The organism is Nonomuraea sp. KM90, from assembly GCF_052246675.1.
Taxonomy (GTDB): Bacteria; Actinomycetota; Actinomycetes; order Streptosporangiales; family Streptosporangiaceae; genus Nonomuraea.
This window is the reverse complement of sequence record NZ_JBQQCB010000015.1, coordinates 13744-31518: the sequence shown is the minus strand read 5'-3', so window position 1 is coordinate 31518 and position 17775 is coordinate 13744. Positions and strand designations below refer to the sequence as shown.

21 protein-coding genes are annotated in these 17775 nt (G+C 73.0%); 8 read left to right on the top strand and 13 right to left on the bottom strand.

All coding sequences use genetic code 11. The features are described 5' to 3' along the window. Positions 1-12 precede the first annotated feature (12 nt). From ACTWPW_RS18485 to ACTWPW_RS18460, 6 genes are all read right to left on the bottom strand, one after another. Positions 13-315: a WXG100 family type VII secretion target gene (locus tag ACTWPW_RS18485; protein ID WP_375116927.1), complete on the bottom strand. Its 303-nt coding sequence runs from the start codon at positions 313-315 to the stop codon at positions 13-15. 7 nt (positions 316-322) lie between these two features. Continuing rightward, positions 323-919, bottom strand: coding sequence for a hypothetical protein (locus tag ACTWPW_RS18480; protein WP_375116928.1), 597 nt, complete (start codon positions 917-919; stop codon positions 323-325). Further along, positions 912-1052: a hypothetical protein gene (locus tag ACTWPW_RS18475; protein ID WP_375116929.1), complete on the bottom strand. Its 141-nt coding sequence runs from the start codon at positions 1050-1052 to the stop codon at positions 912-914. Before ACTWPW_RS18475 ends, ACTWPW_RS18480 begins: the two co-directional genes overlap by 8 nt. Next, positions 1049-1345 (bottom strand): hypothetical protein, encoded by a 297-nt coding sequence (locus ACTWPW_RS18470; RefSeq protein WP_443169387.1) that lies wholly within the window; start codon positions 1343-1345, stop codon positions 1049-1051. The genes ACTWPW_RS18475 and ACTWPW_RS18470 overlap by 4 nt, the downstream gene beginning before the upstream one ends. Continuing rightward, on the bottom strand, positions 1338-2582 hold the full coding sequence (locus ACTWPW_RS18465) for a hypothetical protein (protein ID WP_443169386.1): 1245 nt from the start codon (positions 2580-2582) through the stop codon (positions 1338-1340). Before ACTWPW_RS18465 ends, ACTWPW_RS18470 begins: the two co-directional genes overlap by 8 nt. Positions 2583-2819: 237 nt before the next feature. Beyond that, positions 2820-3440, bottom strand: coding sequence for a dihydrofolate reductase family protein (locus ACTWPW_RS18460; RefSeq protein WP_443169385.1), 621 nt, complete (start codon positions 3438-3440; stop codon positions 2820-2822). 241 nt (positions 3441-3681) lie between these two features. On the opposite strand from ACTWPW_RS18460, the gene ACTWPW_RS18455 reads away from it, so the two are divergent. Then, positions 3682-4293: a hypothetical protein gene (locus ACTWPW_RS18455; protein ID WP_443169384.1), complete on the top strand. Its 612-nt coding sequence runs from the start codon at positions 3682-3684 to the stop codon at positions 4291-4293. Here the strand turns inward: ACTWPW_RS18455 and ACTWPW_RS18450 are convergent. The 3 genes from ACTWPW_RS18450 to ACTWPW_RS18440 form a co-directional block, all read right to left on the bottom strand. Further along, positions 4285-4410 carry a hypothetical protein gene (locus ACTWPW_RS18450; RefSeq protein ID WP_375116934.1) on the bottom strand — a complete coding sequence of 42 codons (126 nt, stop codon included), beginning with the start codon at positions 4408-4410 and terminating at the stop codon, positions 4285-4287. The two genes, ACTWPW_RS18455 and ACTWPW_RS18450, sit on opposite strands and share 9 nt — an antisense overlap. 65 nt (positions 4411-4475) lie before the next feature. Beyond that, the gene (locus ACTWPW_RS18445) at positions 4476-5537 is read right to left on the bottom strand and encodes a HesA/MoeB/ThiF family protein (protein WP_443169383.1); all 1062 of its coding nucleotides are present in this window, start codon (positions 5535-5537) and stop codon (positions 4476-4478) included. 40 nt (positions 5538-5577) lie between these two features. Beyond that, complete coding sequence (locus tag ACTWPW_RS18440) at positions 5578-9765, bottom strand: FtsK/SpoIIIE domain-containing protein (RefSeq protein ID WP_443169382.1); 4188 nt, start codon at positions 9763-9765, stop codon at positions 5578-5580. Between the two features lie 173 nt (positions 9766-9938). On the opposite strand from ACTWPW_RS18440, the gene ACTWPW_RS18435 reads away from it, so the two are divergent. The 3 genes from ACTWPW_RS18435 to ACTWPW_RS18425 are packed head-to-tail and all read left to right on the top strand — an operon-like array spanning position 9939 to position 12058. Then, positions 9939-10463: a sigma-70 family RNA polymerase sigma factor gene (locus ACTWPW_RS18435; protein WP_375116937.1), complete on the top strand. Its 525-nt coding sequence runs from the start codon at positions 9939-9941 to the stop codon at positions 10461-10463. Between the two features lie 34 nt (positions 10464-10497). Then, positions 10498-11193, top strand: a complete 696-nt coding sequence (locus ACTWPW_RS18430) for an anti-sigma factor family protein (protein WP_443169381.1) — start codon at positions 10498-10500, stop codon at positions 11191-11193. Between the two features lie 10 nt (positions 11194-11203). After that, positions 11204-12058, top strand: a complete 855-nt coding sequence (locus tag ACTWPW_RS18425; protein WP_443169380.1) for a PHP domain-containing protein — start codon at positions 11204-11206, stop codon at positions 12056-12058. A 5-nt stretch (positions 12059-12063) separates the two neighbouring features. On the opposite strand, the gene ACTWPW_RS18420 is transcribed toward ACTWPW_RS18425, so the two are convergent. Together ACTWPW_RS18420 and ACTWPW_RS18415 are read right to left on the bottom strand one after the other, a co-directional pair. After that, entirely contained in the window at positions 12064-12432 is a 369-nt protein-coding gene (locus ACTWPW_RS18420) for a VOC family protein (protein WP_375116939.1), read from the bottom strand. Beyond that, complete coding sequence (locus tag ACTWPW_RS18415; protein ID WP_443169379.1) at positions 12429-13037, bottom strand: dienelactone hydrolase family protein; 609 nt, start codon at positions 13035-13037, stop codon at positions 12429-12431. Before ACTWPW_RS18415 ends, ACTWPW_RS18420 begins: the two co-directional genes overlap by 4 nt. Positions 13038-13120: 83 nt before the next feature. Between ACTWPW_RS18415 and ACTWPW_RS18410 the strand changes: the two genes are divergently transcribed. Both ACTWPW_RS18410 and ACTWPW_RS18405 read left to right on the top strand, forming a co-directional pair. Continuing rightward, positions 13121-14314: an FUSC family protein gene (locus ACTWPW_RS18410; protein ID WP_443169378.1), complete on the top strand. Its 1194-nt coding sequence runs from the start codon at positions 13121-13123 to the stop codon at positions 14312-14314. Positions 14315-14332: 18 nt separating this feature from the next. Continuing rightward, positions 14333-14848 (top strand): SET domain-containing protein, encoded by a 516-nt coding sequence (locus ACTWPW_RS18405; protein WP_443169377.1) that lies wholly within the window; start codon positions 14333-14335, stop codon positions 14846-14848. A 61-nt stretch (positions 14849-14909) separates the two neighbouring features. Here ACTWPW_RS18405 and ACTWPW_RS18400 read toward each other — a convergent pair whose 3' ends face one another. Beyond that, a complete protein-coding gene (locus tag ACTWPW_RS18400; protein ID WP_443169376.1) occupies positions 14910-15908 on the bottom strand; it encodes an aldo/keto reductase in 999 nt (332 codons plus the stop codon). A 106-nt stretch (positions 15909-16014) separates the two neighbouring features. Between ACTWPW_RS18400 and ACTWPW_RS18395 the strand changes: the two genes are divergently transcribed. Continuing rightward, positions 16015-16569, top strand: coding sequence for a TetR/AcrR family transcriptional regulator (locus ACTWPW_RS18395; RefSeq protein ID WP_443169375.1), 555 nt, complete (start codon positions 16015-16017; stop codon positions 16567-16569). 61 nt (positions 16570-16630) lie between these two features. Continuing rightward, positions 16631-17296, top strand: a complete 666-nt coding sequence (locus ACTWPW_RS18390; protein WP_375116945.1) for a hypothetical protein — start codon at positions 16631-16633, stop codon at positions 17294-17296. A 95-nt stretch (positions 17297-17391) separates the two neighbouring features. On the opposite strand, the gene ACTWPW_RS18385 is transcribed toward ACTWPW_RS18390, so the two are convergent. Further along, positions 17392-17760, bottom strand: coding sequence for a hypothetical protein (locus ACTWPW_RS18385; RefSeq protein WP_443169374.1), 369 nt, complete (start codon positions 17758-17760; stop codon positions 17392-17394). Positions 17761-17775 lie beyond the last annotated feature (15 nt).

Sequence of the window (17775 nt, the reverse complement as noted above, 5' to 3'; positions counted from 1 at the left end):
CCCGGCACGGTCTCACGCCCCCGCGCCACCGCTGAGCGAGGCGTCCAGCTCACGGTGCTTGGCGATCGCGGTCTTGAGGAACTGGCTCATGCCGTCCAGGCCCTGCATGACCTGCCTGGCGCCGTTGTTCCACTGGTCGTAGTCCTGCTGGAACTTGCCCGAGGCCCGCTCCGTGACGAAGTCGCTGCTCACGAGCTGGTCGATCATCGACTTGAGCTGGGTCAGTCGGCTCTCGATGTCCTCCTTCTCCTTGTTCAGCCGGGTCGCGCTGTTCTCCACCTGGGGGAAACTCAGGTGATGGGTCCCACCTGCCATGACGGGTTCACTCTCCTTGGGGGCCGGACCAGGCCAGGGTGGCGCTGATCGCGTCGAACAGGTCGAGCATCGGCTCGGCCAGGATCAGGTGCGGGCTGGCGAGCACCAGGTCCAGCACGCCGTGCCCGCCGGGCACCGGGATGAGGGTCTGCATCACCACCGATTCGAGCTCGCCGGACTCGACGCCGGTCACGCGTACGGCGCGGCCCGCGTCCAGCTCCACGATCTCGACGTCGCGCCAGGCCGGCGTGCCGGGCTGGGGCGGGATGGTGCCGACGCCCGCGGCGATCGCCTCGACGGTGTTGTCCTCCGGGTCCGCCCGGCCCCGGGTGTGCAGGGCCATGAGCGTGGCCAGGACGGTGCCCACGTCGTCCACGTGGTCGGTCATCGCCGCGCCGAACACCGCCCCGTGCCGCGCCGCCAGGTCGGCGACCTCGCGCAGCACCTTGATCAGCAGCGAGCGGTGCGGGGCGAGCGCGGGCTCGGCCGCCACGCGGGCGTCCACCAGGCGGGCCAGGTCGCCGGTGCGGCCCGCGCGCCAGACGTCGAACTCGTACCAGGATTCGGGCACCCGTACGGTGAACCCGAAGGGCAGGTCAGCCATCGGAGAGCTCCTCCGTGTAGGCGGTGCGCGTGGTGGTCGCCGGCGACGTCCGGTCCGTCAGCGCGAACACGAGGGACGCCACGATCGTCGCGACCAGGATCCCGGTGAGCACGCCGAGCCCGAGTGCCTTCATCGGGTGCCTCCCGAGGTGGTCGAGAGCGAGCCGGCCAGCTCGCCGTCGAGCGTGCCGGTGCCCTCGACGAGGGCGTCGAGCAGGCCGGCCGCGCGTTCCAGGAGCTGGTCCATCCGCTCGCGGTTGTCGGAGGACTCCGCGAAGAACCTCCGTACGGCGTCGTCGACCTTCTCCGAGCCGGTGTTCGCGTCGAGCGCGCCCGCCATGCCGCCGCCCAGTGCCGCGCGGATGGCCTTGAGGTCGCCCGACACCTTCGCGGCCTCCTGGCGGTCGGCGGTGAATTCCTCAGCCATTCGGCGCCCCTCCCTCGATGGCCTCGAACGCGCGCCAGTCCCGGTAGACGGTCTCGACGGTTCGTGGGCCGCCGACCCGGCTGTCCATGCTCAGCTCGAGCCGGGCCGGCAGGCCCTGCTCGTCCATCTGCAGGGTGAACTCGATCGGCCCTTCCGCGGCGGCGTAGGCGCTCTCGTCACCCCTGATCCGGTGGGCCAGGGCCGACCCGGTGATCGTGCGGCCGGTCCTGGTCACGTTCGGCTCGGCCGCGTCGATCAGGGCCTTGATCCCGTGCGGGGAGCTGAAGTGGCGCACGGTCCCCGCCCGCTGGAGGGCGCACGGCTCGAAGGGCGGCCGCTCGGCGTCGAACGGCACGCCGTCGGCCACGCCGCTGTTCCCGACGAGGGACACGACAGCCGGGCGTGGAGTGTTCCCGCAGGTCAGCTTCATGTCGTAGGACGTGGCGGCGTTCCGGTCGAAGCTGAGGCGGCCCTCGGAGCGCTCCGGTTCGCCCCGCGCCGGTCGGATCTCCTGCTGGAACGTGGCCGTCCGGCGGCCTATGACGCTCAGCACGTCGCTGGTGTCCACCGGAGCCCGCCGGGCCTGGCCGGAGATCACGGTCACCAGCCCGGCCGCCACCGCGACGACCAGCACCCCGACGGCGAGGCCGGCCAGGTACGCCGGCCTGCGCCAGAAGGGCGTGGGCGCGGGGACGTCCTCGTACGGCGGCGGCTCGTACGGCCTGGTCCGCCTCTCGGCCTCCAGCAGCAGCTCGTGCACCGTGGCGCCGCGGGCCGCGCCGGAGTGGCCGAGCAGGATGCGGACCAGGTCGACGGCGGACGGGCGCACGGCCGGGTCCGGCCGGCGGCACTCGTCGATCACCGCGCGCAGCGCGGGCAGCAGCCGGTCGAGGTCGGGCTCCCCGCCCGCGCCCGCCTCGTGCCCGGTCGCCGCGAAGACGACCACGTCGGCCCAGTCCTTGACGTCGTGAGCGGGGAACTCGCTGTCACGCGGCCCCGGCGCGAAGAACGCCTGGCCGAGCGGCCCGATCATGACGTTGCCCGGGCTGAGCCGCAGCCCCGCGATCCCGCCCAGGTGCAGCCTGGCCATGGTCGCGGCGGTGCCGAGCGCGAGCAGGTAGAGCGCCTCTCCTGTGCACGGGCCCGCCGCCCTGACGACAGCGGCGAGCGATTCGCCCTTTCCCAGGTAATCGCGCGGCCGCAGGGCCAGACCGTCGCTCCATCCCTGAAATTCCATCGCCATCCCCGTGGCAGCCGGTCAGCGCAGAAGGCAGGCCGATGATTCGCTTTCGCACAGGTGAGGCCGGCATTTCTCCGGCCATCGGCTCCTGCCGTTTTCCGTCAGGTTGTACGCCGCCGCCCCGCGAGGGGTTCAATCCCATTCACGAAAATCCTGAAAGAGGGCCGGAGAAAGTCCGGGGACGACTGCCGCGGGGCGGCGAACCCCGCGGCGGTCGTGTGCGACATCCCCGGCTCAGGCCAGCACGCGGTAGGTCACGTGCGTGACCGAGGTCGCGGCTCGCGCCTTCACCTGCTCCAGCTTCAGCGGCGGGACACCCTCGAACAGCCGCGCGCCGGCGCCGAGCGTGAGCGGCACGACGTGCAGCCGCAACTCGTCGATCAGGCCGGCGGCGAGGTACTGGTTGATGGTGATCGCGCCGCCCAGGATCACGACATCGCCGTTACCGGCCGCCGCGCGTGCCTGTGCCAGCGCCGACTCGATTCCGTCGGTGACGAAGTGGTACGTGGTGCCACCGTCCATCGGCTGCGGGTCGCGCGCGTGGTGGGTGAGCACGAAGACCGGGGCGTGGAACGGCGGATTGTCGCCCCACCAGCCGTTCCACTGCCGATCCCACTCGCCGCGCACCGGGCCGAACATGTTGCGCCCCATGATGACCGCTTCGGCGGCGGCGACCTGCTCGACCTCGGCCCGGTTCTCGTCGGGATCGTCGAACATCCAGGCGTGCAGCTTGTCGCCCCAGCCGTCGCCGCCGTCCTCGCCGAACGGGTGCTCCTCGGTCTGGTTGAGCCCGGCCACGTACCCGTCGGCCGAGATCGTGATGTCGCAGACCACCCTGCCCATTTGTTCCGTCATTGCTTCGACCTTCTGTAATTTCGGCCCGAACTGGTCACCTGCTGTAGACCCGGCACAGCGGAATTACTCATCGGCCGCGGCGCCCAGGGGCTACAGATTCTCGGCCACCGAAATACGCCCTGAACAGGGCAGCGACCGGACATTTCGCGGGCATGGCGGGCGATCGAGAGGGAGCCGGGGGCTTGACCTTGACGCGACGTCAACGTTTCTAATCGGTGGTGAGCAGCCGAGAGAGAGGAACGTGATGGTCGCAGCCGCGCTACGGATCGTGGGGTTCGAGCTCAAGGGCCTGGCCGCGATCGGGATGTGGATCGCCCGCCGCAGGCACGGGGTGCCCCCGGGCGCGACCGTCGTGACGTACGCCAAGGAGCAGACGTTCATGCTGTCGCTGATGTTGTTCGCGATGGCGGTCGAGACGGTGGTGGTGGACCTGCTCCTGGTCGCCTTCGACGTCCCCGCGTGGATCCGCTGGACGGTGCTCGTCGCCGACGTGTACGGCCTGCTGTTCGGGGTCATGCTCGCCGCCGCCTGCGTCACCCGTCCCCATGTGATCACCCCCGGCGAGCTGCGCCTCCGGTACGCCGCCTACTTCGACCTGCGGGTGCCCCGCGAGCTCATCACCGCCGTACGCGCCGGCCGCACCTACAACGAGTCGAGCATGGTCGCGGTCAAGGACGGCCGGCTCACCGTGGCGGTCTCCTCGCAGACCAACGTGACGATCGAGCTGGCCGAGCCGGTCACCGCGATCCGCCCGCTCGGCCGCCGCGCCGAGATCACCTCGATCCGTTTCTTCGCCGACCAGCCCGACGCGGTCCTGGCCGCCCTGCGCTCGGAACTCAGCCCTTCAGTTTGAGGTGCCCTGGCTGGGCTGGAGCACGCCGCCGGTCTCGATCTTGTCCAGGCGCCGGACGGTGATCTTCTTCGGGGACTTCCGTTCCTGCTGAGGTTCCGGGGCAGGGGTGTTGCTCATGGCACTCCTTACCGAGCGAAGTTGGAAACGGTAAACCGGATATTACGGTTCCTTTCCGGACCTCATCAATAACAGAAATCACATTCGTCCCTGGAGGGATGGCGGGCATATACATGCGCGTCGGGGTCGAGTAACGCGAGCCCGTGGAAATAGCCGGGCGGCGTGGCCGACAGCCCGGTCAGCAGGGCCAGGACATCGTGCGCGACCAGCTGCCCGGACAGCCCGGCCGACGCGCCGGTCACGCCGGGCCAGCCGTAGCCGCCGCCTGGCTGCGGCGGGATGCCGGCGCGTACGCACTCGAAGCACGGGCCGCCGGGGCCGAAGACGCCGACGCTGACGAGCGGCCCGTCGTACCCGCCGCTCACCCACGGGATCCCGGCCCTCGCGCAGACGCGGCTGGCCCAGGTCCGGATGCCGGCCGGCTCGCGCGGCCGGTCGGCGCACAGCGCCAGCACGTCGAAGCCGTGCAGCAGGCGGGCGAGCCGCTCGGGGCCGTCGATCGTGGCCTCCTCGGCGGTGATCTCGATGTCGGAGTTCACCGGGCGCAGCCGGTCGAGCGCCGCCTCCGCCTTGGGCCGGCCGAGGTCGGCCTCGGTGTAGAGGATCTGCCGGTTGAGGTTCGACAGCTCCACGACGTCCGGATCCACCAGGTGCAGCCGGCCCACCCCGGCGGCCGCCAGCGACCAGGCCGCGTGGCTGCCGGTCCCGCCCAGGCCGGCCACCAGCACCCGGGCGGCCTTGAGCCGGAGCTGCGGCTCCCAGCCGTGGTCCCGCGGGGTGAGGTCGACCCAGCGGAAATACTCCCTGCTGCGGCTGTAGCGCTCCTTCTCCCGCTCGCTCAGCTCCTCGCAGGGGCCGGGCGCGGCCTCCTCCACGTGGCCGGAGGAGAGCAGCGTCGCGACGATGTCGTCGGCGTCCTCCAGGGTCAGGGCGGCGTGCGCGGCGCGGAGGCGGGCGGCGATCTCGGCGGGTGCGCGGGTGCCGTCCATGAGCGCCAGCGCGGACCAGGCCCAGCCGTCGGCATCGCTGATCTCCGAGGCCAGTCCGTACATGACTCCGCCGAGACGGATGGTGCCGTCGCTGAGCCGCTGCGGGGCGTGCTCGGGCTTGACCCGGGGGAGACGCATGCACCCGATGGTCATCATCCGCAGGTCGGAGGTCAAGATCTCATAGCGCCGCGAGCTGGACCAGCTCCACGCGGCGGGCGGTGGCCAGGTACGCCCGACCGGCCGGGCCGGCGAAGAACTGGTCGGGCTCCAGGCTCATCCCGTGCTCCCGCGCGGTCACCCGGTTCGCCGGTGTCAGGAGGAGCCGGGTCCCCGTCCGCAGCACCTCCGTGACCTCCCCGGCCAGCGACCGCCGGTGCCCCTCCAGCAGCGGCGTCGCGTCCCCGGCCAGCACCAGGGCGCGCCGGCCCAGCTCCGAGGGCGCGATGATGTCCTGCAGCAGCGTGGGCAGCGTGTCGAAGCCCTGCTCCCTGGGGGTGATCGTCACCTGGTCGAAGTCGTCCACCACCACCGCGTACCGGCCGTCCCCGAAGGCCGCGACCGCCTCCCGCAGGTCGGCGTCGGCGAACGAGGTGCCCACCAGCGTCCGCGCCCCGGGCAGTGAGCGCACCAGCGGCGAGCGGGGCGGCCCGACGGCCAGCACGCTCACCCCCGCGCGCAGCAGCACGGTCGCCATGACCAGCGCCGCGTTGCTGCGCCCCGACCCGCCGGGCCCCGACACCAGCACCAGGTGCGGGCCCAGCTCGAACAGGTCCAGCTCGACGGGCGCGACCTCCGGCCCGCCGACCCCGATGGCCGGGCCTTCCAGCCGGCTCAGCGGGACGCTCCCCGGCAGCGGCGGGAAGGCGCGTGCCCGCCCCGCCGGCTCGCGGCTGTGCCGCGCCGGGACGGGAGGCGCCGGTATCCGCTCGGGCGGCAGGCAGATCTGCACGTGCAGCCCACCGGCCGCCTCGATCGCCCGGCCGGGCAGGACGGGCGGCGACACCATCCCCGACGACAGGTACGACCGCCGCGTCTCCTCCCGGGGGAACGGCAGGAACAACCGCCGCGAGAACAGGTCCGGCGTCTTCCCCCGCAACATGTCGTGCCCGCCGACGGCCACCGTGTGGATGCCGACGGGAGGCCCGCCGGCCACGATCCCGCGCAGAGTGACCAGCAGCGGCGTCTCGAAGAAGTCGGGGTTGCCGCGGTCCTCGAAGTACTCCCACCCGTCGATCACGAACACGACGACCGGCGCGCCGGGCCCGCCGGGCGACAGCCGCGCCAGCCGCCGCCGCTCCACCTCGTCCGCCAGCCACGTCACGATCCGCCTGATCCGGTCGGGCTCCGCGCCAGAGGCGACGGCCCCGCAGTGCCGCAGATCCGCGTACGCGGACAGCCCGCCCGGCTGGTTCTCCACCACGTACAGCCACACCTGGGACGGCGAGCAGCGCGCCGCCAGGCTGGAGATCAGCGTCCGGCAGAACGTGGTCCGCCCCGACTGCGGCCCCCCGGCCACCATGAGCCGCTCGGTCCCGCCCAGGTCCAGCGCCATCGCGGGCTGGGCCTGGCCGGCCGGATCGTCCACCAGCCCGAACGGCACCCCGCCCGCCCCCGCCACCTCGTCCAGCGGCAGCTCCGCGGGCAGCGGCGGCAGCAGGGGACGGAACGGCGGCTCGACGGGGAGCCCGCGTGCCGCCGCCAGCACCGCCGCGATGGCCAGGTCCTGGTCGGTACGGCTGGCCCGCCGCGCGCCCCTCACCTCGGGCCGCGGCAGGCCGAGCGCCGGCCAGGGCGCCGGCCGGGCCGAGGCCGAGGCCGTGCCCGTGGGCGGCGGGTCGCCCAGGTAGCCGGTCTGGAAGAGCTGGGGCGTGCGCTGCTCGCCGCCCACCCGCATGATCATGCCCCGGCCGCGCAGCCGCGACGGGATCGTGGCCGCGTCGGGCACGCCGAGCACCTCGGTGCTGTCGGAGGGCTCGTTCTGCCGCAGCGTGATGCGCAGGGAGATGTTGTTCTTCAGCTCGGGCGACAGCTTGCCCTGCAGCGACTGCGTGGCCAGCACCAGGTGCATGCCCAGCGAGCGCCCCTTGGCCGCCACGTTCACCAGCTCGCGCAGGAAGTCGGGGGAGACCTCCAGGACGCGGGCGAACTCGTCGAACACCATGACCAGCCGGGGCAGCCGGCCGCCGGCGTTCCAGTAGACGTCGATCTCGCCGCCGTACCGGGCCAGGATCGCCTCCCGCCGCCGCACCTCCGCCCGTACGGAGGCCAGCACGCGCCGCGCCGCGCTCTCGTCGAACACGTCCGCCGCCGTGTCGCCGGTCGAGCGGATCAGCCCCACGACGTGCGGGCAGTGCTCGAACGGCAGGAACGCGCTGCCGCCCTTGAAGTCGACCAGCACCAGGTTCAGCTCGTCGGGCCGGTTGGCCAGCAGGAGCGAGGTGACCAGGGTCTGCAGCAGGATGCTCTTGCCCGCCCCCGTGGCCCCGCCCAGCATCGTGTGCGGCCCGTCCGCCGCGAGGTCCACCGTGACCGGGCCGGAGCCGTCGGCCCCGACGCACACCCGCGTGGTCGGCCCCGGGTCGGCGGCCCACAGCGCCAGCACGGCCTCCGCGCCCGGCGCCTCCAGGCCCAGCGCGTCCAGCAGGCGTACGGAGGCCGGGATCACGCTCTCCGCCCTGGCCAGCGTGAGCCGGTCGCGCATCGGCGCCACGGCGCGGGCGATGCGCTCGGCGGCCTGCTCCCCGAGGCTCTCCGGTTGCACCGGCACCGGCAGCCCCTGGCGGCCCCGGGTGAGCAGCATGCCGGCGCCGTCCAGCTCGCAGACGCCCCGGCACTCGTTCAGGCTGCGCTGGTCGGCGCAGATCACGTACACACCGACCGAGGGACCCTCCCTGAGCACCTCCTTCATGCCCGGGATGTCGCGTAACGCGCGGGCCCCGTCGAGGACCACGACCACGTCCTCGCCGAAGCGGCGGTCGCGGTGCTTGAGCCGCTCGGTGACCAGGTCCTTGAGCTCCTCGATCCGCTCCGTCCTGGTCTGCGGCGTGTTGCCGACCAGGCAGGGGACGGGGGCGTCCACGTTCAGGTGCGGCAGCCAGCGCGTCCAGGCCAGGTGCTCGCCGCCGGACGCGGTGATCACGACCAGGCGCAGCTCGTCCGGCGCGCGCAGCGTGCCGAGCTGGACCAGCAGCCAGCGCAGCAGCGCGTCCACCGGGTCCGGCGGGCCGATCACCCCCAGCACGCCGATCTCGCGCAGGTCCACGGTGACCGGCACGCCGCGCAGCACCGGCTGGACGAACTCCGGCCACGGCTCGCCGTCGAACGTGATCGTGGCCGGCTCGTCGGCCACCCCCACGCGCAGCGTCAGCCCGTCGGGGGAGTCGGCGTTGCGCGGCCACAGCCCCGGCCCCTCGTGCGTGGCCGCGAACGTCAGGTCCACCTCGTCGGGGGCGACGACGTGCCGCAACCACTGCTCGTGCACGACGTGCCGCCGTATCCGCTCGACCGTCTCCCGCTTGCGCTGCTCGAACTCGCGCTCTTTCTTCCTGCGCTGCCGCCCTTCCACCCACTGCGTGGCGAAGAACGTGATCGGCGTCAGAATTCCGAACAGGAGAAAATACGCGCTTTTCAACAGGATCGCCATCGCGATGGAAATGGGCAGCGGCAGCAGTGACGAAAGCAGCGCCACCGCGATATTGCGCTGCGGCACCTCGTCGCGCGGCATGGTGATCCGGGCGGCCGGGACGGCGGGGGCCGGGGAGAACGCCCGGTCGAAGTCGATGCGCCCGTCCCTGCTGCGCCTGGTCCTGAGCCTGGCGGGCGGCAGCGGCGCCCAGCGCATCCGGTCGTCGCCCACCTGGAGCACGCCCTCCGGCCGCAGCGCCACCGGCACCCGCGCGACCGTCTCGTCCACCAGCGTGCCGTTGCGCGAGCCGAGATCGACCACCGTCGCCTCGCCGGTCCACGACACGTCCAGCCGGGCGTGCCGCCTGGAGACCCGCTGGTCCCGCAGCAGGCTGATGTCGGTCCATTCGCGGCCGATCACGTGGCTGCCGGGGCTCAGCCAGACCACCCGGCCCGCGTCGGGGCCCGCGAAGACCCGGATCGCGCCCGCCGCGGCCAGGGGCCGCCAGGGCTGCGTGCGCTCGGGCTCGCCCACGCTGATCGTGGCCCCCGGCACCAGCGGGCTCTCCGCCACGGTCGCCTCGGGATCGAGCTTGCCGCTTCCGACGTAACACGGCCGGCCCTTGACGGGGAAGGGCAGCGACCGCAGCAGCGACCCGATCGGCGTCTCCGGCTCCGCCGTCACCTCGACGTCGACGGCGGTGGACGCCGCCGGGTCGCGGATCGTCAACCGAATGATCATAATCCCCTCTCCAGGGGAGAGAAGCATGATTCAGCCAATAAATCTAGCTATATGGCGAGACGGGCAAACTACCTGACTCGGGCGCGCAGGCGTGGCTAGAGTGACTATTCTCATTATCAGCGTACCGAGCGTGATATTTCGTGATATCCGCAGCTCGAGGAGCCCGCCCCCTTGTGAATCACCGCGTAACCGACGAGGCCATGGTCCGTGCCCTCTACCGCGAATACGGCGCCCCCCTGATGGCCTTCGCCATCCGGTTGACGGGCGGCGATCGCCGCTGGGCCGAGGACGTCGTCCAGGAGACCCTCGTACGCGCCTGGCGCAACCTCCACGACCTCCGGACCGAGTCCGGCTCGCTGATGCCCTGGCTGGCCACCGTCGCGCGCCGCGTCGTGATCGACAACCGCCGCCGCTCCGGCTCGCGCCCCCTCGACACGGTCGAGGAGATCCCCGAACGCCTCCAGGCCGTGGCGGCCGAGGACGAGCAGCTGCTCAGGGAGATCGTCGTCACGGATGCGATGTTGTCGCTCTCACCCGCGCACCGCCAGGTGCTCACGGAGACGTTCCTGCTGGATCGCACGATCCAGCAGGCGGCGGAGACGATCGGCGTGCCGGTGGGCACGGTGAAGTCCCGCGTGTACTACGCCATGCGCGCGTTACGGGTCGCGCTGGAGGAAAGGGGGGTGACGTTGCCGTGATCGAGGTGCGTCACGATGACAGGGGGGTGACGCCATGACCGAGGTACACCACGAGGACGTGGCCGCTTACGCGCTCGGCCTGCTCGGGGAGGACGAGCGGGCCGCTTTCGAGCGCCATCTCGACGGCTGCGGGAGCTGCGCCGCCGAGGTGGGCTCGTTCGCCGCGATGGGCGAGCTGATCAAGAGCGTGCACCCCGACGACCTCCTGCCCCAACCACCGGACCCGCAGGTCGAGTCCCTCCTGGTCCGCCGCGCCGCCACCGAGCGGCGGCGGCGCCGCTTCCACCGCGCCTTCATGACCGCCGCCGCGTGCCTCGTGGTGGCGGCCGGCGTCTATCTCGGCGTCAGCTCCATGACCGGCGGCCCCGACCCCGACAGCGTCCACGGCCCGGCCCGCGACCTGCTCATGACCGGCCGCACCTACTCCGCCACCGACCCCGCCACCGGCGTGTCCGGGGTCGTCGGCCTGGAGGACAAGGGCTGGGGCACCCACGTGGCGCTGGAGCTCAAGGGCGTGAAGGGGCCGCTGCAGTGCCGCCTCATGGCCGTGGGCGACGACGGCCGCTCGGAGGTCGTGGCGAGCTGGGGCGTCCCGGACAAGGGGTACGGCGTGCCCGGCGCTCCCGACCCCCTCGTCCTGCACGGCGGCACCAGCCTCTCCGAGTCCGAGCTGAACCACTTCACGATCCAGACCTTCGACGGCAGGACCCTGGCCACCGTGGCGGTGTAGGACGAACACGATGCGCATAGACCTGCACAGCCACAGCAGCGCCTCCGACGGCACGCAGCCCCCGGCCGACGTGGTGCGCCGGGCCCGCGAGCGGGGGCTCGACGTGCTCGCGCTGACCGACCACGACACCGTCGCCGGGCACGCCGCGGCCGTCGAGGCGCTGCCGGCCGGGCTGACCTTCGTGCCGGGCATGGAGCTGTCCTGCCGGCGCGGCGGCCGGAGCATCCACCTGCTGGCCTACCTGTTCGACCCGGCGGAGCCGGAGCTGGCGGCCGAGTGCGCCCGCATCAGGGAGGCCCGGGTGGTCCGCGCCCGGCTGACCGTCGAGCGCCTCACCGAGCTGGGCGTGCCGGTCTCCTGGGAGCAGGTGTCCGAGCTGGCCGCGGGCGGTCCCGTCGGGCGGCCGCACATCGCCCGGGCCATGGTCGCCGCCGGCGCGATCGCCGAGCCCGCGCTGGCGTTCACGCCGGAGTGGATCGGGGCGGGCGGGCGCGCGTACGTCTCCCGCTACGCCCTGGCCCCCGACCGGGCCGTACGCCTGGTCCGGGCGGCCGGCGGGGTGCCGGTGCTGGCCCACCCGAAGGCGGCCGGGCGCGGCCAGGTCGTCCCCGACGAGTGGATCGCGGAGCTGGCGGCCGCCGGGCTCTTCGGCCTGGAGGCCGACCACCTCGACCACGACGCGGCCGCCCGGGAGCACGTCCGCGCCCTGGCCCGCGACCTCGGGCTGGCCGTGACGGGATCCAGCGACGACCACGGCGAGCTGACCGGCCACCGGCTGGGCTGCGAGACGACGGCGGCCGAGGTCTACGAACGCCTGACGGCCGAGGCCACCGGCGCCGAACCCATCACCGCACGAGGCCGCTGACCGCTTCAGAGAGAGGTGTTCACCCAGAGGCAGAACGGGTGCCCGGCGGGGTCGAGATGCACGCGGACGTCATCCTGCGGCTGGTAGTCCGCCACGGTGGCGCCCAGCTCCACGGCCCGGGCGCTGCACCCGTCCAGGTCGTCCACCTCGATGTCGAGGTGCATCATCAGCTGCTGCCTGCCGGGCCGGGCCGGCCAGGTGGGCCGGACGTAGCCGGGTTCGCTCTGGAACGACAGCCCCGGCCCGCCGTCCGGCGGCGCGAGCAGCACCCAGCCGGGCTCCTCGGCCTTGACCGTCCAGCCGAGCAACTCGCGGTAGAAGGCGGCCAGCGCGGGCCCGTCCGCCGCTTCCAGGCAGACGGTGGACCATCTCACAGGTGCCCCCTGGGGCCGGCGAAGTGCGTCGTGAACCAGTCTCCGGCATGGTCGGCTACCGCCTCAAGAGCGCCCGGCTCCTCGAACAGGTGGGTGGCGCCGGGCACCACGGTCAGCCTCCCGTCCGCGCGCAGGTGCCGCTGGGCCTCCTCGTTGAGCTCCATCACCACCGGGTCCCGGCCGCCCACGATGAGCAGGGTCGGCGCGCGCACCGCCGCGAGCCGGGGCCCGGCCAGGTCGGGCCGGCCGCCGCGCGAGACGATCGCGGCGATCTCGTTGTCCGGCTCGGCCGCCGCCCACAGGGCCGCCGCCGCGCCGGTGCTGGCGCCGAAGTAGCCGATCGGCAGGCCCGCCGCCTCCGGCTGCTCCCGCACCCAGGAGGTACGCTCCAGCAGCCGCCCGGCCAGCAGCCCGATGTCGAAGACGTTCGCCCTGTCGGCCTCCTCCTCGGGCGTGAGCAGGTCGAACAGCAGCGTCCCCAGCCCCGCCTCGTTGAGCGCGCCGGCCACGTAACGGTTACGCGGACTGTGCCGACTGCTGCCGCTGCCGTGCACGAACACCACCACGCCGAGAGCGGCGTCAGGAACGATCAGATCGCCGGACATCAGACATACTCCCCTCGCTGCAGCCTGCCGCTACCCGGTTGCGGGCAGCTCTATCAGCCGCGCAAAAGGGCAGCTCATCCGGTATGGAGACCGAAACGGGACGCGGGCGCGCGATGGCCGGCTCCCCGCTCGAACGCATCGTGTCGGGCGGGGCGTCGGCGCTCGCCATGGTGCGGAGCATGGGGGTCGGGCGCTGGCTGCGCATGGAGCGGGAGGCGCTGGCCCAGACGGTCAAGGTGACGGGGGCGTGCGCGCTGGGGTGGTGGCTGGCGGCGTACGTGCTCAAGGTGGACCTGCCGGTGCTCGTGCCGGTCGGCGTGCTGCTGACGGTGTCGGCGACCGCGTACAGCACGCTGGTGCGCGGGGCCCAGCAGATCCTGGCCGTGGTCGTGGGCGTGGGGGCGGCCACGGTGCTGATCTGGCTGATCGGCGCCAACGCGGTGACGCTGGCCGTGCTCGTGGTGGCCGGGCTGGTCCTGACCCGGCTGCTGAACCTGCCCGCCCAGAACGTGCAGATCCCGATCACGGCGCTGCTGGTGTTCGCGCTGGGCAGCACGTACGGCTTCGAGCGCCTCTCGGACGTGCTCCTGGGCGCCGGCATCGGGATCGCGGCGAACCTCCTGGTCCTGCCGCCCCGCTTCGTGGACAAGGCCGGCAAGGAGCTGTGCGGCCTGTCCGCCGAGCTGGCCGACCTCGCCGAGGAGATGTCCCGCGGGCTGAAGGGGCGCTGGACCCAGGACATGGCGCGCGACTGGCTGGAGCGCGCCAGGAGCCTGTCGCAGCGGCTGGAGGACACGGAGTCGGCGGCCGACCAGGCGGCGGAGTCGGTACGGCTGTCGCCGCGCCGCCGCCGCTACGACCGCCGCCTGCGCCAGGTGGCCGAGGCCGCCACCTGCCTCGACCACGCCTGCCACCAGCTCAGGAGCCTGGCCAGGGGGCTGCTGGACCTCGTCTCCGGCGTACGCGGCCTGCCCGGCGAGCGCGGCGCCGACCTGCCGAGACCCCTCGCGGACGAGCTGGCGGCGCTGGGGCGCGCGTTCCGCGACTTCGGGATGCTCCAGGTCGGCGGGGGCCGGCGGGAGGACCTGGAGGACCTGTGCGCGGCGCTGGACGAGGGGGAGAACCAGCAGCGCCGGCTGGTGATGGAGTTCCGGCAGACCCGGCAGGCCGAGCTGAGCCTGTTGCAGGGGTCGCTGCTCGACGACTGCGCGCGGATCCGCCACGAGTTCGACCCGGACACCGGCCCGCACAGAGCGGCCTTCCCCGGGCGCGACTGATCGGGAGATGCTGGCCTCATGCTGGAGGAACCCGAGCCGGACTGCCGGCTGCACCCGCACCTGGAGGTACGCCCCTCGCCCATCGAGGGTGAGGGCCTGTTCGCGACCGCGCCCATCCCGGCCGGCACCGTCGTCGCCCGGCTGGGCGGCCGCCTGGTGACCGGGGAGCGCCTGGCGGAGCTGTTCGCCGCCCCCGGCCGGCCATACGTCGACACCATCACCGTGGCCGCCGACCGCCACCTGGTCCTTCCCCCGGGCCGGCCGATCGGCAAGAGCAACCACAGCTGCGATCCGAACCTGTGGTGGACCGGCCCCTACACCCTGGCCGCCCGCCGCGACCTGCACCCGGATGAAGAGGTGACGAACGACTACGCCACCAGCACCGCCGAGCCCGGCTTCACCCTGGACTGCCGCTGCGGCACCGCGCTCTGCCGGGGCCGGGTCACGGGCGAGGACTGGCGCCGCCCCGAGCTGCGCGACCGCTACGGCGAGCACTGGATCCCGGCCCTGCTCGCCCTGATCCACGCACCCTGACCGAGCTCGGGAGGCGGGGGCGGTTCACGCGTCGTGACCGAAGTCGGGAGGCGGGGGCGGTTCACGTGTCGTGACCGAGTTCGGGAGGCGGGGGCATCCGGTCGCCCGCGACCCGCGCCGCGATGGGGCCGAGCGCGGCCAGCTCCTCCTCCGCGAGCTCGATCTCCAGCGAGCCGGCGTTCTCCAGCAGCCGCGCCTGGCTGCGCGTGCCCGGGATCGGCACGACCGGGATGCCGTGCGCCCGCTGCCGGTGGATCAGCCAGGCCAGCGCGACCTGCGCCATCGTCACCCGGCGGGCCTCGGCGATCTCCCGTACCGGGGCCAGCAGGGCGGCGTTGTGCGGCGCGTTCGCGGCGTCGAACCTGGGCAGGCCGCGCCGCATGTCGTCCTCGGCCAGCCCCTCCGTGGAGGTGTGGCGGCCGGTCAGGAAGCCGCGGCTGAGCGGCGCGTACGCCACGAAGCCGATGCCCAGCTCCGCGCAGACCGGCACGACCGACTCCTCCTCGTCCCGGCTGAACAGCGACCACTCGTTCTGCACGGCGGCGATCGGATGCACCCGGTGCCCGGCGCGCAGCTGCTCCGCGGTGACGTTGGACAGGCCCAGGTGCCCGACCAGCCCGTCGCGCACCAGCTCGGCCATCGCGCCGACCGTGTCCTCGACGGGGGTGACGTGGTCGGGGTGGTGCAGGTAGTAGAGGTCGATGCGGTCGACACCGAGGCGGCGCAGGCTCGCCTCGCAGGCGGTGCGTACGTACGCGGGATCGGCCCGTACGCCGACGAGCTCCCCGGTCCCCGGAGCCCGGACGGCCGCGAACTTGGTGGCGACCACCACCTCGTCCCGCTCCCACCCGGCCAGGAAGTCGCCGATCAGCCGCTCGTTGGCGAAGTCGATCCCGTAGTAGTCGGAGGTGTCGAGGAAGGTCATGCCGATCTCGGCGGCCTTCCTGAGCGTGCCGAGCGACTCGTCCCTGTCGGTCGGGCCGAGGAACTCGCTCAGCCCCATGCATCCCAGGCCGAGCGCGGAGACCTCCAGGCCCCCGCCGAGTTTGACCATACGCATGGCGTGTCCTAAGTCAGGAGGGATAGAATCGGGATGGCCGTCCCGGTTAGCTCGAATATACGGGACGCCCATCCCGTTTGTCTACGGAGCTTGGAGCGATACCCGGATGAGCAGGCCATTGCGCGCCGACGCCCAGCGCAACAGGGCGCGCGTCCTGGAGGTGGCGGCCGAGACCTTCGCCGCGGAGGGGCTGTCGGTGCCCGTCCACGAGATCGCCCGCCGCGCCGGCGTCGGCACGGGGACCGTCAGCCGCCACTTCCCGACCAAGGAGTCGCTGTTCCAGGCGATCCTGCTCGGCCGGATGGAGGAGCTCGTGCGGCAGGCGACGGACCTGGCCGAGCGCGAGGGGCCCGAAGAGGCGTTCTTCGCCTTCTTCGCCGCCATGGTCGGGGCCGGCGCCGCCAACAAGGGCCTGGTGGACGCGCTGGCCGGGGCCGGGTTCGACTTCGAGGCGGTGGCGGCGGAGAGCCGCTACGACGTCATGGGGGCGTGGCAGGCCCTCCTGGAGGGAGCGCAGCGGGCGGGCACGATCCGCGAGGACGCCGACATCGCCGACGTGAAGGCCTTGCTGACGGGCTGCATCGACCGCGAACGCCACGCCCCCGACCCGTCCGCCAGAGCCCGCATGCTCACCATCGTCCGCCACGGCCTGCGCCCCTGACCCCGGCCCACCTGCGGATCGAGGGGCCGTCGCGCGGACATGATCCTGGCATACTGCTCGAATGTCCGATTTTGCCGAGTTCCGAGCGAGAGGCCGGGCAGCCCTTCTGGAGGGTGCAGCCACCCATGACGACCCCATGGTGGAGGGCGCCAGGCGCTGGGGGGCCGCGGCCGTGCTCCGCCCCGAGGGCGAGGTCGTCGACCGCATGACGGAGCTGGCCGCGACCGTCCCGGCCCTCGGCCACTGGGTGCACGGCGGCCGGACCCTGCACGTCACCCTCCGGTCCCTGGAGCCCTACCGCGCCCGCATCCCCGAGGACGACCCGCTCCGCCGCGCGTACGCCGCCGCCCTGGCCGAGGCGGCCGAGGGACTGCCCCCGGTCAGGTTGCGCCTGTCCGGCGTGAGCCCCCATCAGGGCGGCGTCCTGGTGGGCGCCCGGACGGAGGACGACGCCCTGGTCACGATGCGCAAGCGCTTCGCCCACGCGATGGAGTCGCGCGGCATCCGGGACCTGGAGCACGGCCGCGTACGCGACCGCTGGTACGTCAGCCTGGTCCACTTCGCCCGCCCGCTCGCGAACCCGCGGGAGATCGTCGCGTGGTGCGACGCCCACGCGGACGCCGACTTCGGCGTGCCCGAGCTCCCCACGGCGGAGATCGTCCAGTTCGTGCACACCGGTACCGGCATCCGCGTCGAGTCCCTCGAACGGACCCGCCTGCCCGGGTGAGAGACGGCGGGGCGCCACCCCGGCCCCAGTCCTGAGGCGACGCCCCGCCGCCGGCCTCGTGGACCGGGAGCGGCCCCCCACGCGGTCGCTCCCGGTCAGCCCAGCATGAGCGCCGTGACGAACTGCAGCAGGTGCCAGGCCACGTAGGCGCTGAGCGAGCAGACCGCCCACTCCTTGCCCCTGCTGATCCGGGAGATCCAGCGCAGCTCCTCCGCCGGCTCCCGCCGCACCCGGAGGCTCCTGCTGACGAAGTACGCCGACAGCAGCCAGGCCGTCCCCGACCCCATGAGCAGCGCGAACGACAGCCCCAGCAGCACCGGGGACCCGGCCGGCCCCTCACCCGGGGAGAGCTGGCGGGCCCAGGCTGCCATCAGGCCGGCGAGCAGCGCGACGGTGATCCGCCTGTCCTTGCGCGCCTGTCGCTTCAACCACTGCAGGTCTCGACGCAGATGATTCTTGAGCATCCGGATCACCTCCGA